At 70.5% G+C, this 14,038-nt stretch carries 13 protein-coding genes; 3 read left to right on the top strand and 10 right to left on the bottom strand.

Going from position 1 to position 14,038, the window contains the following annotated elements:
* Positions 1 to 95: 95 nt before the first annotated feature.
* Together ASF57_RS05950 and ASF57_RS05955 are read left to right on the top strand one after the other, a co-directional pair.
* Positions 96 to 776, top strand: a complete 681-nt coding sequence (locus ASF57_RS05950) for a GntR family transcriptional regulator (RefSeq protein ID WP_056481059.1) — start codon at positions 96 to 98, stop codon at positions 774 to 776.
* Between the two features lie 198 nt (positions 777 to 974).
* Positions 975 to 1,241: a hypothetical protein gene (locus tag ASF57_RS05955; RefSeq protein WP_056190679.1), complete on the top strand. Its 267-nt coding sequence runs from the start codon at positions 975 to 977 to the stop codon at positions 1,239 to 1,241.
* An 84-nt stretch (positions 1,242 to 1,325) separates the two neighbouring features.
* Here the strand turns inward: ASF57_RS05955 and ASF57_RS05960 are convergent, their stop codons facing one another.
* The 10 genes from ASF57_RS05960 to ASF57_RS06005 are packed head-to-tail and all read right to left on the bottom strand — an operon-like array spanning position 1,326 to position 12,754.
* Entirely contained in the window at positions 1,326 to 1,652 is a 327-nt protein-coding gene (locus ASF57_RS05960) for an oxidase (protein ID WP_056481061.1), read from the bottom strand.
* 10 nt (positions 1,653 to 1,662) lie between these two features.
* Complete coding sequence (locus ASF57_RS05965; protein ID WP_056481063.1) at positions 1,663 to 2,328, bottom strand: cytochrome c oxidase subunit 3; 666 nt, start codon at positions 2,326 to 2,328, stop codon at positions 1,663 to 1,665.
* Complete coding sequence (locus ASF57_RS05970; RefSeq protein WP_056481064.1) at positions 2,325 to 4,004, bottom strand: cbb3-type cytochrome c oxidase subunit I; 1,680 nt, start codon at positions 4,002 to 4,004, stop codon at positions 2,325 to 2,327. Before ASF57_RS05970 ends, ASF57_RS05965 begins: the two co-directional genes overlap by 4 nt.
* Positions 4,001 to 4,987: a cytochrome c oxidase subunit II gene (coxB, locus tag ASF57_RS05975; protein WP_056190689.1), complete on the bottom strand. Its 987-nt coding sequence runs from the start codon at positions 4,985 to 4,987 to the stop codon at positions 4,001 to 4,003. The genes ASF57_RS05970 and coxB overlap by 4 nt, the downstream gene beginning before the upstream one ends.
* Entirely contained in the window at positions 4,984 to 5,490 is a 507-nt protein-coding gene (locus tag ASF57_RS05980; protein WP_056481066.1) for a hypothetical protein, read from the bottom strand. The genes coxB and ASF57_RS05980 overlap by 4 nt, the downstream gene beginning before the upstream one ends.
* Complete coding sequence (locus ASF57_RS05985; RefSeq protein WP_056481068.1) at positions 5,487 to 6,482, bottom strand: hypothetical protein; 996 nt, start codon at positions 6,480 to 6,482, stop codon at positions 5,487 to 5,489. Before ASF57_RS05985 ends, ASF57_RS05980 begins: the two co-directional genes overlap by 4 nt.
* Positions 6,479 to 7,033 carry a cytochrome c gene (locus ASF57_RS05990; protein WP_056481070.1) on the bottom strand — a complete coding sequence of 185 codons (555 nt, stop codon included), beginning with the start codon at positions 7,031 to 7,033 and terminating at the stop codon, positions 6,479 to 6,481. The genes ASF57_RS05985 and ASF57_RS05990 overlap by 4 nt, the downstream gene beginning before the upstream one ends.
* Positions 7,030 to 9,021: a quinol:electron acceptor oxidoreductase subunit ActD gene (locus ASF57_RS05995; RefSeq protein WP_056481072.1), complete on the bottom strand. Its 1,992-nt coding sequence runs from the start codon at positions 9,019 to 9,021 to the stop codon at positions 7,030 to 7,032. The genes ASF57_RS05990 and ASF57_RS05995 overlap by 4 nt, the downstream gene beginning before the upstream one ends.
* A 5-nt stretch (positions 9,022 to 9,026) precedes the next feature.
* Positions 9,027 to 12,095, bottom strand: a complete 3,069-nt coding sequence (locus ASF57_RS06000) for a TAT-variant-translocated molybdopterin oxidoreductase (protein ID WP_056481074.1) — start codon at positions 12,093 to 12,095, stop codon at positions 9,027 to 9,029.
* Positions 12,095 to 12,754, bottom strand: coding sequence for a cytochrome c3 family protein (locus tag ASF57_RS06005; protein ID WP_056481077.1), 660 nt, complete (start codon positions 12,752 to 12,754; stop codon positions 12,095 to 12,097). The genes ASF57_RS06000 and ASF57_RS06005 overlap by 1 nt, the downstream gene beginning before the upstream one ends.
* Before the next feature lie 391 nt (positions 12,755 to 13,145).
* Between ASF57_RS06005 and ASF57_RS06010 the strand changes: the two genes are divergently transcribed.
* Positions 13,146 to 13,937: an SCO family protein gene (locus tag ASF57_RS06010; RefSeq protein ID WP_156375994.1), complete on the top strand. Its 792-nt coding sequence runs from the start codon at positions 13,146 to 13,148 to the stop codon at positions 13,935 to 13,937.
* Positions 13,938 to 14,038: the final 101 nt, after the last annotated feature.

A 14,038-nucleotide genomic window follows, 5' to 3' on the forward strand; every position in this document is an offset into this window, starting at 1 on the left:
CCAGAGGAAAACGACTTCGTGACGTCATCTGACGTGCTATAGCGGCTCCTCCGTATACGCAGTCGGGCACCGCCCGGCCTCCGCGAGGCGACCCGATGGACGAACACGGAACGGAACGCGGACTCCTGTCGGACCAGATCCGCAACGCGCTCACCGACGAGATCGCGGCCGGTCGTCTGGCTGCCGGCACCGCCCTCGACGAGCAGGATCTGGCCGACCGCTTCGGCGCTTCGCGCACCCCCGTGCGAGAGGCGCTTCGGCAGCTGGCGTTCAACGGGCTGGTCGAGCTGCGCCCCCGCCGGGGCGCCGTGGTCACGCGCATGACGCCCGAGCGGATCATGGACATGTTCGAGACCACCGCCGAGTTCGAGGCGATGTGCGTGCGGCTCGCCACCTACCGGATGACGCCGCTGGAGCGGAGCCACCTGATGGACCTGCACGCGCTCTCCGGTGCCATGGTGGCGGCCGGCGATGTCGACGCCTACGACAGCCTGAACCGCAGCTTCCACGAGGCGCTCTACGGCGCGACGCATAACGGCTTCCTGAAGGAGCAGGCGTTGGCGCTCCGCACCCGCCTGTCGGGCTTCCGCCGGACGCAGCTGCGCCACGGCGACCGCATCCGCGGCTCGCGCGAGGAGCACGGAGCGATCCTGGCGGCGATCGCGGAGGGCGACGGCGAGGCGGCGGCCCGGCGCATGCGCGCTCACATGCTCAATGCCGCCAGCGCCCTGCGCCACTACATCGACGCTCACTCGGACGCCCACTCCGACGCGTGATGCGTCAGGCGCATGAAGAACGGCAAGAGCGAGGGCAGAAATGCGCCCGGCACATGCAACGGGTGCTGCAGCGCACGCTGTCCTCGAAAAGCCCGGCCTATATCGAGACTGTACCAAGAAGAACGGCCCCCGGACATCCTGAGCTTGATCCAGGATCGTTTGACGGAGACCGGACCTGTACATCTGGATACTAGAGCTATGAACACCCGCCTTGCTTCCGCCGCCGTCGCCCTCGTCCTGACCCTCGGCGCCCCCGCCACATCCGCCCTCGCGCAGAGCTACAACGCCCCGGCCGGCATCCCCGCCGCCGCCGCGCCCGGCAGCCGCGTCGTCGGCGCCTTCGATGACGTGACCACCGGCTCGCTCGGCCGCCGCGCCGACGACTCGGCCAAGGCCGGCAACGCCGAGCAGAACAACAAGCCGACCGCCAATTACGGCACCACCTCGGGCGGCCCGGCCTATTGAGGGCCGCGCAACACCTGAGCTGACAAAGGCGGGGCGCGAGCCCCGCCTTTGTCATAGGGACGCGATCTCCTCCGGTGGCGCGCTTCAGCGCGCGAGGTAATCGGTCAGCGTCATCCCGAACAGAATCGCGACCCAGAAGAAGCCGACCCCGGCGAAGAGCCGGACCAGGGGCGCCTCGTGGCGGACCTCCATCGACACCAGGATGATGATCGCCGCCATCACGGCGACCACCGCGAGTTCGACGATCCAGGCCTGGGCGAAGGGCCGCGTGGCCCCGAGCGTCACGTTCACGGCGAGCAGGGCCAGGAGCGCCAGGAAGGTGCGGGCCGGCCTGCGCAGGCGGCTCCACAGGAGGGCGCGATCCTGGGGACCGAGAGCCTGGGGACCGAGAGCGTGAAAGGGGTTGCGCATCGCCGTCTTCCTACCGGTTGACCACGTAGAGCACCGGGAAGGCGATGATCCAGATCAGGTCGATGAAGTGCCAGTACAGGCCGTAGACCTCGATCCAGTTCTGGTGCCGCAGCAGGAATCCGGGACGCGAGGCCTTCCAGGTGAGTCCGAGCAGGATGGCGATGCCGGTGACGAGATGGACCGCGTGCAGTGCGGTCGCCACGTAATAGAGATTGACGAAGAGCCGCGTCGCCGGCTGTTCGGCCAGCGCATAGGGCCGGCGGGCCAGGAAGGGCATCATGTGCTCCTCGTAATCGGCGACATACTCGTAGCCCTTCAGAACCAGGAACAGCAGGCCGAGGCTGGCGGTGGCGAGGAGGCAGCCGACCATCAGCCGCTGCAAGCCGAGACGCGAGAGTTCGATCGCGGCCGACATGGTCAGGCTGGAACAGAGCAGCACCACCGTGTTGACCGCCCCGATCCAGAACTTGAGGTGCCCGGCCGCCGCCTGCACGGCCTCGGGATGGAGCAGGCGCAGGATCAGCGCCGTGAGGAACAGGCCCGAGAAGAGCAGGAGTTCGGTGAGCAGCCAGGCCCACATGCCGAGGGTGGCGGCATGACGCTGCTGAGCCACCGCGGCGAAGTGCTCGGCACGCGTCACGCCGACCGGGTCGGCACCGATGCAATCAGCGCTCATGTGTGCTGCCTCCCGGTCTCCTGCGCCTGGATCGGGTAGTCGTAGGGCACCTCCGGCACCTGCGGCGGCTGCGAAAAGTTGTGCGGCGGGGGCGGGGAGGTCGTCTCCCATTCGAGCCCCTTGGCGTCCCAGGGATTGCCGGGTGCCCTGCGCCCGAACCACAGGGCATAGACGAGGTAGACCATCGGGAAGAGGTAGCCCGCCGCCAGGATGGTCGAGCCCGCCGAGGACAGCACGTTGAGGAGCTGGAATTCCGGCGGGTAGGTCGCGTAGCGCCGCGGCATGCCGAGATAGCCGAGGATGAATTGCGGGAAGAAGGTGACGTTGAAGCCAAGGAAGATGAACAGCGCCGAGATCCGGCCCCAGGGCTCGCTGTACATCCGCCCGGTGATCTTCGGCCACCAGAAGTGCAGCCCGCCGAGGAAAGCCAGCACCGTGCCGCCGACCATGATGTAGTGGAAATGCGCCACCACGAAGTAGGTGGCGTGGACGTGCTGGTTGATGGCCAGCGTCGCGAGGTAGAGCCCCGTCAACCCGCCGAGCACGAACAGGCCGATATAGCCAATGGCGTACAGCATCGGGGTATCGAGGCGCAGGCGGCCTTTGTGGATGGTGGCGGTCCAGTTGTAGACCTTGACCGCCGAGGGCACCGCCACCGCGAAGGACAGGGCCGAGAAGGCCAGCGAGGCGAGGTCGCTCTGCCCGTTGACGAACATGTGGTGGCCCCAGACGAAGAACGTCACGGAGGCGAGCCCGATCGCCGCGTAGGCGACGAAGCGGTAGCCGAAGAGCTTCTTCTGGGCGAAGGCCGGCACGATCTCGGAGATGACCCCCATCCCGGGCAGGACCATGATGTAGACCGCCGGGTGCGAATAGAACCAGAACAGGTGCTGGAACAGCACCGGGTCACCGCCATAGGCCGGGTCGAACACACCCACGTGGAAGGCCCGCTCGGCGATGAGCAGGATCAGCGCAATGGTGATGACGGGGGTCGCCAACAGGAAGATCAGGCTGGTGGCGTAGTGGGTCCAGACGAAGATCGGCAGGCGGAACCAGGTCATGCCGGGCGCCCGCATGGTGTGGATGGTGACGACGAAGTTGAGCCCCGTCAGGATCGAGGAGAACCCCACGATGGTGACGCCGATGAGCGCGGGCAGCACCCAGGTGTTCGAGAAGGCGGTGGAGAGCGGCGCGTAGAAGGTCCAGCCGGTATCGACCCCGCCCAGCACCACCGAGACCAGGGTGAACAGGGCGCCGGCCATGAAGACGTACCAGCTCGCCAGGTTGAGCCGCGGGAAGGCGAGGTCCTTGGCCCCGATCATCAGCGGGATCAGGAAGTTGCCGAAGGTGTTCGGAATCGACGGAATGAGGAAGAACCACACCATCACCACCCCGTGGATGGTGAAGGCCTTGTTGTAGGTGTCGTTGGTCATGATCGCGCCGTTCGGCACGACGAGGGCGAGGCGCACGAAGCCGGCCGCCACCGCGCCGATGACGAAGAAGGCGGTGATGCTGGCCAGATACAGGAGCGCGATGCGCTTGTGGTCGGTGGTGAAGAACCACGAGCGCAGGGTCGATTCGGCGTGGAGATAATCCTCCGGCCGGTCCAGGGTCGGCGCCGGGATGTGGGGATCGCGCGCGGCGGCGTCGCCGTGCAGGGTTCCGGCGCTGCTCATCGGGGGGTTCCTCGAGACGTTTCCTGGGGCATGCCTTCGGCGACGCGATCATAGGATCTGAGGTAGCCGACGAGACGGTCGAGGTCGTCGGCCGGGATCACCCCGCGAAAGCTCGGCATCACCTGCTTGCCGCCGCCGGCGAGCCGGTTGGCGTTGGGGTTGAGGATCTTGGCCCGGATGTAGTCCTCATCCGCCGTGAGGGTGCGGCCATCGGCGAGGTGGACCGGGCGGCCGTAGAGGCCGGCGAGGGACGGCGCCTTCACACCCGCGACCGCGCCGTCGTGGCAGCCGGCGCAGCCATAGGACTCGTACAGGACGCGGCCCGCTGCCACGTTCGATTGCTGCGCGCCCGCATGGGTGAGCCAGTGCTGGTACTCGGCCTGGGTCATCAGGGTCAGGTTGCCGTCCATGACCGAGTGGTCGGTGCCGCAATATTCCGAGCAGTAGAGCCGATAGGTCCCGGTGCGGTCCGCCTTGAACCAGATCTCCGTCGTCCGGTCGGGCAGGGCGGCGATCTGCAGGCGCAGGGCCGGCAGGTAGAGGGCGTGGATCACGTCCTGGCTGGTGATGCGGATGCGGACCGGCTGGTCGATCGGCAGGTGCAGGTCGTTGATCTCGGACTGGCCGGTCGGATGCTGGAACTTCCACATCCATTGGCGGCCCACCGCCTCCACCACCATGGCCCCCGGCGGCGGATGGCGGGACTCGATGAAGAGCTTGGCGCCCCAGCCGAAGAAGATCAGCGTCAGCCCGTAGGGGATCAGCATCCAGCTGATCTCGATCAGGAAACTGCGGCGCTCGTCGGTGCTGCGGTCGACCTGCTCGCCGGCCCGGTAGCGCAGGGCGAAATACGTGATGGCGAGGAAGACCGGCACCGTGAGGAGCAGGGTCAGCACCGTGAAGCCGAGGATGATGTGGTCGGTCTCGACCGCCGTGGCCGAGGCGGCCGGGGGCCAGAGCGCGAGGGCGGATTGGGCCTTCATGGCGCCGGGACCCGCGGGGGTTCCGGGTCGAAGGACCGGCCGGCCATCAGCGCCATGGCCCGGTCGATCGGGATGCGGGCACGGGTGCGGGACGCGTCGAGATAGGCGTAGCCGGACAGGCGGCCGGCTTCGTCCGCCTCCTTCGCGTCGATATCCGCATAGGGATCGGGCTGCAGGTTCGGGGGCGGCGGCCGGATCGCCACGATCTGCTGGGGGGTGAGCGGGGGCAGGGCGCGGCGCTGGTGGCCGAGGACGACGTGGTCGAGAAGCAGGACCGCGCCGATGGTGGGGAGCACGGCGCCGGCGAGGCCGAGCATCACCCAGGCGGTCTTGCCGGCCGCGGCGTCGCTGTGCTCGTAATCCCAGTCCTGCGCCGGAGGTTCGGAGCCTGAAGCCTCGGCGGCGCGGGCCGGCACGGCGCCGGTGCGACGCAGGATCAGGCCGGCCAGGATCGCCGGGAGGAGGCCGAGGCTTGAGCGGCGGGTGTCGTTCGGCGCGCTCATGCGGGTCTCTCCGGGGCGAGGCGAGCGGGGTGGCGCAGAGCGGGATGGGAAGCGAGGCCGAGGGCGAGGCAGGCGACGGCGAATCCGGCGAGGCCATCCTGCCCCGTGACCACGAAGGCCCCGCGCGAAGCCGGGGTGACGAGCCAGGCCATCTCGGCGCCATGGACCACGAGGGCGAGCCCCGCCAGGAGTCGGGTCGTCCACGGCCCCGGCCGCAAGGTCAGGAGGGCGGCGAACACCGCGACGGCTCCGCCCGCGACGCTGAGGGCGCGCCCCAGGAGGCCGCCGCGCGCCAGGTACCAGGACACCTCCGCGGGCAGGTTGGCGGACCAGACGACGAAGAACTGCACGAAGTGCAGGAAGACCCAGGCCGCCAGCAACAGGGCGAGCGGCAGCAGCCCGGCCTCGGGGCGCTTGCCGGGCGGTAGAACCAGAAGCGCCGCGGCAAGGGCCGCACCGCTCCAGGCCACCATCATGAGGAGGCCGATCAGGCTGGAGCCGAGGCGGGGGTCGAGGGCGGTGACGAGGTCGAAGCTCACGAGGGTCGCCAGCACGGCGTGCAGGCCGAGCACCAGGGCGACCGGTCCACGGCCGGCGGCGACCCGGAGACAGAGCCAGACCCAGAGGGCGAGGGCGGCGACGATCCGCGCGGCGAAGAACGGGGTGGTCAGCCAGATTTCGGCGAGTGGGGTCGCGGCGGGGGTTCCGCCGGCGAAGGGATAGAGCGCCGGCACCACCCCGACGAGGGGGAGGGCGAGGAGGGCCGCCACCGGCATCAGCCCGAGGCAGCGCCGCAGAGACGGGCGCAGGGACAGGAATCCTCGGGGCGCGAGCGCATCGAGGCCCGCCGCCAGGGGGAGGGCGCCCAGCGGCAGGGCCAGGAGGCCAAGCCACGCGGCGAGATAGGACGCCTGCCAATCGCCGAGACGGACGGCGAGGCCGAGGGCGGCAAGGCCGGCCAGGAGTGCGGCGAGCGAGCGGCCGGCGCTCATCGGGCGGTCTCCGCGAGCCGGGTCCGGTCCAACTCCGGCAGATCCGCCACCGCCGCGCCCTGGCTCAACTGCAGGGCGCGGATATAGGCGACGATGGCCCAGCGGTCGGCCGGGGCCACCTGCGCGCCCATGCCGAACATCGCACCGTGCCCCTGGATGATCGCCCTGTAGAGCGCGTCGGCGCTGGCGCCCCGCAGGCGCGCGTCGGCGAAGGACGGCGCGGCGGGAAAGCCGCGCGCCACGATCATGCCCCGACCGTCGCCGCTGCGACCGTGACAGGGCGTGCAGGCGATGCCGTAGCGCTCCCGGCCCCGCGCCAGAAGGGCCGCGTCGATGACGGCCGGGCGCGGCACGAAACGGGCCGGATCGGTGCGGGGCACGGTCCCGGCCACGGGTTCGCGCATGGTCATGCCCTGCGGGAAAAAGCGGTTGGCGTCCCAGGTGTTGGCCTTGGCCTGATCGCGCATGTTCGCCTCGCCGCAGCCGGCCAAGGTCAGGGACAGGCTCACGGACAGGACGAGGGGGAGACTAGGGTCGAGCCAGCGCCTCATCGCGGCACCCGCCGGATGGCGAGGGGACGTCCGCCTCCCTCGGGAAGGCTCACGAGTCGGCGCTCGATGCGCGCCGCGTCGAAGTCGGTGCTACGGGCCTCGGCGGCCAGGAAGTAGCGGTCCTGCGACGCCCGCCCGAATTCCGGGATGTTGAAGGCCGGGTGGTTGAGACGCGGCAGGCGGTTCACGAACAGGAAGACCGCGTGCACGGCCAGCGTCCCGCACATCACGCCGAAGGACAGGCTCGGCACCACGAACGAGGGCCAGGAGAAGCGCGGCCGCCCGCCGACATCGAAGACGTAGCCGTAGGCGGTCGCGTAGACGCACATCCCGTAGAAGGCCGCGCCGCCGGCCAGCGACGCGCCCAGGGCATAGGGGAGGATCGAGCGGTTCCGGCGCGCGAGCCCGTCCAGGGCATCCGGCATCGGCACGGGGCCGAAGGCATCGAGGCGCACCGTCGTGCCGTGATGGGGATGGGGGCGGGCCAAAGCGCGCATGGCACGGGCCATGTCCGCCTCGGTGTCGAACTCGGCACTGACGCCCCAAAGCGGCGTCTCGGCGCCGACCGGCCGGTCGGCGGGCACGGGTCCGGCCGGGGCGCGCGGCTCGGCCGGCGCAGCTGCGCGCAGGTCGGCGATCGAGATTACCGGCAGCGCGCGCAGGACCAGGAGCAGCAGCACGAGGAACAGACCCACCGAGCCGGCAAACGTCGCCACGCCCCACAGCCCGACCCGATACGCGAGGGCGGAGGAGGGCAGGAAATCGTGCGAGAGGGTCACCACCAGCACCATGACGTGGTCCGCATAGGCTCCGATCGCCACGAGGCCGCCCACTAGGGCCAGCGTCGGGCCCGAGCGCCGGAAGCGCGCCCACCAGAACAGGTGGACGGGGAGCAGCGCGCAGGTCAGCACGGTCCAGAACGCCCAGGCCTGCGCCCCGGTGAGCCGCCGCACCAGGGTCGCCCGCTCGAAGGCGTCGCCGTGCAGGAAGCCGGACAGGAACTCGGCCCCGTGGCAGTACAGGCTGGCGAGGCCGAGGCCGAGGAGAAGCCGGGCGAGACGCTCGACGTGCCGCTCGGTGATCAGATCGTCGAGGCCGTAGACGGCGCGGATCAGCACCGCCAGGGCGGCGATGACGGCCACGCCGGAGAACACCGCGTTCACCAACTCGGTGACGGGCAGGATCGTGTCGTGCCAGCCGGGAAGGACGGAGCCGGCGAACATCACGGAAGCCCCGGTCTGGAGCGCGACCACGAGGAGCAGGCCGAGCAGCGCGACGATGCGGTAGGCCTGCCCCCAGAGCTGCCAGTGCGAGGCAGAGCCGCGCCAGCCCGCCGCCGCGATGCCATAGGCCTGGGCCTTCAACCTCGGCCAGCGGCGCGGACGCCCGGCGCGCCGGGACTTGATCTCGGCCTCGGCATAGGCCCGGTCGCGCAGGGTCGCGAGATCGGGCAACAGGCCGAGATACCAGAGGCTCACCGTCACGACGAGGAAGCTGACGATGTCGACGGCGTCCCAGACCAGGGGCGAGCGGAATTGCGGCCACAGCCCCAGCGTGTTGGGATAGGGCAGGTTCCAGTAGAAGAACCACGGGCGCCCGAGATGGATGATCGGGTAGAGCCCGGCCGCGAGGGTGCAGAGAAGCGCATTCGCCTCCGCGATCCGGCTGATCGCGCCGCGCCAGGGCGCATCGGTGAGGCGCAGGGTTCCGGCGACCACGACGCTGCCGCAGGCGATGCCGATCCACCAATCGTAGGAGGCGATGTCCAGCGCCCACACCACGGCATTGTTGTTGTTCCAGATCCCGACGCCGGTGAAGAGCAGGACGAGGATCACCCCGAAGAACAGGGCGAGCAGGCCGGAGGCCGCCGCGAAGGCGATCCACCAGCGCCGTCCCGGCGGATTGTGCAGGGCCCGCACCGCGATCGCGCGCGCGATCCCGGCGCCGGAGCGGGTCGAGGTCTCGGGACCGAGGACCGCGTCGGCCATGCCGCTCAGCCCTCCCGACCCGGCTCGGCATCGGGCGCCCCCGGCGCCAGGCTGGCGAGGTAGGTGGTGCGGGGGCGGGTGTTGAGATCGCCGAGCAGGGCGTAGTTGCGCGGGTCCCGGCGTGCCGCGGCGACCCGGCTCGCATCGTCCGCGAGATCGCCGAACACGATGGCCCGGGTCGGGCAGGCGCCCTGGCAGGCAGTCTCCACCACCCCGTCGGGGATCGGCGCATGCGCGTCCTTGGCCGAATCGATGCGCGCGCCGGCGATGCGCTGGAGGCAGTAGGTGCATTTCTCCATCACGCCGCGCGCCCGCACGGTGACCTCCGGATTGCGCTGCTGCTGCTCCACCGGCGCCGCCCCGCCGGTATAATCGAGGAAGTTGAAGCGCCGGACCTTGTAGGGGCAGTAGCTCTGGCAGGTGCGGGTGCCGATGCAGCGGTTGTAGACCTGCAGATTCAGGCCCTCGCTGTCGTGCACCGTCGCCTCCACCGGGCAGCCGAGCTCGCAGGGCGCCTGCTCGCAATGCATGCAGGGCACGGGCTGGAAATGGGTCTTCGGCGCGTCGAGCCCGCCCGCGTAGTAGCGGTCGACCCGAAGCCAGTTCATCCAACGCCCACGCGCCACCTCCTCGCGCCCCACCACCGGGATGTTGTTCTCGGACTGGCAGGCGGTGAGGCAGGCATTGCAGCCGATGCAGGCGTCGAGGTCGATCACCATGCCCCAGGCCCGGGCGCTCTTGCCGCCCGCCGATGCCTCGCCCCGCCCCGCCGACGGCGCCTCGGGGTAGAAGGACGGCACGGCCGCGCCCGGTGGATCGCCGACGCTCGGCGCCCCCACCGCCTGCACGCGCACGAAGTCGTGCCCCTGCATCGTGCCGAGGTCCTGGGTCGTCACCGGCTTCGCATGGCGGCCGGTCCGGGTCAGGGTCACGCCGGAGAGCCCGTAGGGCGTGGCGCTCGACCGGAGCGCGTTGGCATCGTAGCCCAGCCCGTGGGCGAGATGGTCCGGCACCCGCCGACCATAGCCGAGGGTCAGCGTCACCGTGCGCTCGGCCTGCCCCGGCAGGATCCAGGCGGCCCCCTCCAGGCGCCGACCGTTCGCCTCCACCGCGACGATGTCGCCGGTGGTGAGACGGAGGCGTTCGGCGAGCGTCGGGCTCAGCGCGACCACGTTCTCCCACACCACCTTGGTGAGCGGTTTCGGCAGTTCCTGGAGCCAGCCGAGATCGGCCTCCGCTCCATCCCAGACGCAGGGATCGGGGCGGAAGACGAGGTCGATCCTGTCCCCCGAATCCGTGCTCGGCGCCGGCACGACACCGCCGGAGAGGGTGACGGCTTCCACCGCCAGCGCGGAATCGGGCAGGAAGCCGAGGCGCAGGGCCTCGCTGAAGCGCGCCGCGAAGGCGGCGTCGTCCTCGTCCGGACCGCGCCACTGGCGCTCCAGCAGGACGCGCCCCTGTCGCGCTCCCTCGTTCACGGACGCTTCGTTTGCGGGCCCTTGTGTTCCGGGCCCTTGTGTTCCGGGCGCCTGAGGCGCGGACGCTTCGTTTGCCGGCGCCTCGGCCTGGAAAAGGGTCAGGATTTCGTGGGCCGAACGGCCGCCATAGAGCGGTGCCACGGTCGGCTGGATCAGCCCCACCGTGCCGTCGAGGGAACGCGCATCGCCCCAGCTTTCCAGCGGGTGGGCCAGGGGCAGGTGCCAGTCGGCATGGGCCGCGGTCTCGTCGAAATAGGCGGCCGCATGAATCTTGAACGGCACCCGCGACAGCCGTTCGGCGAAGGCGAGATCGCCCGGCGCGGCATAGGCGGGATTGACCCCGAGCATCAGCAGGGTGCCGACGCTCCCCCGTGCCATCGCATCGCCGAGGTCCGACAGGCTCTCGGCGCCCTGGACCGGAACCGGTGCGGTGTGCAGCACCGTGACGCCGGTGTTTCCCAGCGCCCCGTTGATCCGGTGCACGAGGGCATGGACCTCCGCCGGCTGGCCGAGGCCCGCGGTGACGACGCTGCGTCCGCGATCGGCCAGCAGAGCCGCGCCAGTTCGTGCGATCCAGGCCGCCATCGGTCCATCCGGGACCTCCGGCCGGCCGCCCTCCGCCAGACGCAGCAGGTTGTGCGCGAGGCGCACGAGGTCGTCGGGCTCGGCCGCGAGGGTGTGGTCGGCCTTGCTGCTGGTCAGGCCCGGCGTGGAGGCGGCCGCGTGGAGGGTGAGGAGACCGCCCGCGGCCTGCGCCGCCCGGCGCGCCTCGATCCAGCGTCGGGACAGGCCGACCTGCCCCGGCCCGACATCCAGGAAGTCGCCATCGAGGGCAACCAGGGTGCGGGCCCGGTCGAATCGGATCTGCGTCTCCAGGGGCCGGCCATAGGCCTGCCGCGCACCCTCGTAGAGGCCCGTGCGCGGCACCGTCTCGGCGACGTGCCAGCGCAGGCCCGGATAGGCCGCGCGCAGCCGCGCGATCCCGGCGGCCAGCGACGGCGACGTGACCGGACCGGTGAGGAGGTGGAAGCCGGCGCCCCCGGTCTCGCGCAGGGTCGTCAGGCGCGGCAGCAGCGCCCCGCGAAAGGCCGACCACGCGGAGGGGCGGCCGAGATGCTGGACCGCTTGGCTGCGGAACGGATCGTAGAGCCCGAGCACCGAGGCCTGGGCCAGAACGTCGGTGCCGCCCCGGCTCCAGGGATGCTCGGGATTGCCCTCGACCTTCAGGGGCCGGCCGTTGCGGGTGGTGACCAGGATGCCGTTGGCAAAGCCGTCGAACAGCGCCGAGGAGGCGTAGGCGAGGGGAGCGCTCGCCACGATGCGCTCGGGCTGCACCACGTAGGGCACCTCGCGGCCGCGGCCGTCGAAGGCATCGCAGGCCGAGAGGCCGGCAAGCGCGAAGGAGGCCGCCATCAGCTTGAGGAAGCCGCGCCGTTCCGGTCCCTGCGCGAGAGCCAGCGCACCCGGAAACTCGGATCGGAGATAGGCCTGAAAGGCGCGGGTCTCCGCGACCGCGTCGAGGCTGCGCCAGAAGGCGGGTCCATCCCCGGACGCGAGGCGGCGGCGCAGATGCGCGAGGTCGTGGGCTTCGGCCATCAGCGGTGACAGATCCCGCATTCGGTGAGCCGGTCGCCGCCGTGAATGTGGTTTTTCGCCACGAGTTCCGGCCCCCGCGTGGCCTGATCGGCGGGCGGACTCCAGTTCATGTTCCAGACCTGATCGGGTGGGCGGACGTATCGGTCCGGCGCCCGGTGGCAATCGAGGCAGAAGCGCATCTCGAACGCGTTGGCACGGAAGGTCATCTGCATGGTCGTGACATCCCCGTGGCAGGTCGAGCAGCCAATCCCCTTGGTCACGTGCACCGCGTGGTTGTAGTAGACGTATTGCGGAAGCTTGTTCAGCCGCGTCCAGCGCAACGGCTCACCGCTGGAAAAGCTGTCGCGCACGGGCTTGAGCATGTCCGACCCGGTCCAGATCTGCGAGTGGCAGGTCATGCAGGTCTGGGTCGGCGGCAGCCCGGCGCTGGCCTGGGTCTCCACGGTGGTGTGGCAGTAGCGGCAATCGATGCCGAGTTCCCCCGCATGGTGCTTGTGGCTGAAGGGCACCGGCTGGGCCGGTGCGATCCCGACGCCGGTGACGTAGTCCGAGCGCGCGATCCCCGCGACCACGACGGCGCCCCCGGCGAGCAGGGCCGCCCCGGACAGGACCGCGAGGCGCAGGAGCGCGTCGGCCCCGGGCGCGAACAGTTGCGCCATCAGGAGCGGCGCCGACCTGACAGCACGGTCGGGCGCGGGGTGTCACGATGCCGTCTCATCCGCTTTCCACAACCCAGTTTCCCACAACCCAGTTTCCGACGACAACCACAGGCCGGAGGCACCGGTTCACTCCGCGGCGGCAGCCCATACGGGTTGGCGGGCCGGTCATCGGGGAGGGGGTCGGGGGGAGAAGATCGGGGAACGTTTGGGCCGCGTATCCGCTTGCCGTCATGAGAGTGCCGTCCGCAGAGATGTCCCCGCCCTGGGTGCGCTTGGATCCCCGTCCTGGGTGCCCTTGGGATGTGGACGCGCAAGCGCCCGGGCCGGCCGAGACCTCAGGACCGAGCACACGATCCCCATGCGCGTTCGCGACCCGATACGGGCGATCCGGATGAGGTCGCGACTGGCATCCACCCTGTTGTTCGGCCTGATGGGATCGGTCGTGCTGCCCGGCATCGGGTGGGCGCGCCTGGCGGAGAACGACCTCGCGCGCGTCGCCATCGCACCCGCGGCCGATGCCCGGGTGGACCTGGATCTCGCCTTCACCGATGCGGCGACGGGAGCGACCACGCTGGGGGCGGCGATGGGCGGACGGGCGACCCTGTTGCTGCCCGTCGATTACACCTGCGCCAACGTCTGCGATCCGATGCTGGCGATGTCCGCAGCAGCCCTCGCGGCCAGCGGGCTCGCGCCCGACCGCGACGTCAGCTTCGTCCTGGTCGGCCTCGACCCGAAGGACGACATCGAAGCGGCGCGACGCATGCCGCAGGCATCGTCGGGCGGGCTGGTGGCGGCGCGGGCGCTCGTGGGCGATGCGCAGGCCATCGCGCGCCTGACCGGAGCACTGGGCTATCGCTACATCGTGGACCGCGACAGCGACAGCATCGCCCATCCGGCCGCCGCGATCCTGTTGACGCCGGAAGGACGCGTCGCGCAGGTGCTGTCGCCCCTGGCCCTCAACGGCCGCGACCTGCGCCTCGCGCTGATCGAGGCGGGGGAGGGGCGGGGCAGCACCCTGGCCGATCGCCTCACCCTGCTGTGCTACGGCTACGATGCAGCCCGCGGCATCTACACGCCGCTGGTGGAGCGCATCCTCAGTCTGGCCGCCGCCGCGACCGTGGTCGTCCTCGGTCTCGGCATCGTCCTGCTTCACCGGCGGAGCCTGCGCGGAACGGACGCTTGAGACACGAAAAAGCCCGCCCTGGTTCTCCCGGGGCGGGCTTTTGTGTTTGGTTGCGGGGACAGGATTTGAACCTGTGACCTTCAGGTTATGAGCCTGACGAG

It is taken from the genome of Methylobacterium sp. Leaf117 (genome assembly GCF_001422985.1).
Taxonomy (GTDB): domain Bacteria; phylum Pseudomonadota; class Alphaproteobacteria; order Rhizobiales; family Beijerinckiaceae; genus Methylobacterium.

Bases quoted from the DNA above. Each gene is read 5' to 3' on its own strand.
- ASF57_RS06005 (WP_056481077.1), bottom strand. From the start codon at position 12,754: ATGGCGCAACTGTTCGCGCCCGGGGCCGACGCGCTCCTGCGCCTCGCG.
- ASF57_RS05950 (WP_056481059.1), top strand. From the start codon at position 96: ATGGACGAACACGGAACGGAACGCGGACTCCTGTCGGACCAGATCCGC.
- ASF57_RS05990 (WP_056481070.1), bottom strand. From the start codon at position 7,033: ATGAGGCGCTGGCTCGACCCTAGTCTCCCCCTCGTCCTGTCCGTGAGC.
- ASF57_RS06000 (WP_056481074.1), bottom strand. From the start codon at position 12,095: ATGGCCGAAGCCCACGACCTCGCGCATCTGCGCCGCCGCCTCGCGTCC.
- ASF57_RS05970 (WP_056481064.1), bottom strand. From the start codon at position 4,004: ATGAGCAGCGCCGGAACCCTGCACGGCGACGCCGCCGCGCGCGATCCC.
- ASF57_RS06010 (WP_156375994.1), top strand. From the start codon at position 13,146: ATGAGGTCGCGACTGGCATCCACCCTGTTGTTCGGCCTGATGGGATCG.
- ASF57_RS05960 (WP_056481061.1), bottom strand. From the start codon at position 1,652: ATGCGCAACCCCTTTCACGCTCTCGGTCCCCAGGCTCTCGGTCCCCAG.
- ASF57_RS05980 (WP_056481066.1), bottom strand. From the start codon at position 5,490: ATGAGCGCGCCGAACGACACCCGCCGCTCAAGCCTCGGCCTCCTCCCG.
- ASF57_RS05995 (WP_056481072.1), bottom strand. From the start codon at position 9,021: ATGGCCGACGCGGTCCTCGGTCCCGAGACCTCGACCCGCTCCGGCGCC.
- ASF57_RS05985 (WP_056481068.1), bottom strand. From the start codon at position 6,482: ATGAGCGCCGGCCGCTCGCTCGCCGCACTCCTGGCCGGCCTTGCCGCC.
- coxB (WP_056190689.1), bottom strand. From the start codon at position 4,987: ATGAAGGCCCAATCCGCCCTCGCGCTCTGGCCCCCGGCCGCCTCGGCC.
- ASF57_RS05955 (WP_056190679.1), top strand. From the start codon at position 975: ATGAACACCCGCCTTGCTTCCGCCGCCGTCGCCCTCGTCCTGACCCTC.
- ASF57_RS05965 (WP_056481063.1), bottom strand. From the start codon at position 2,328: ATGAGCGCTGATTGCATCGGTGCCGACCCGGTCGGCGTGACGCGTGCC.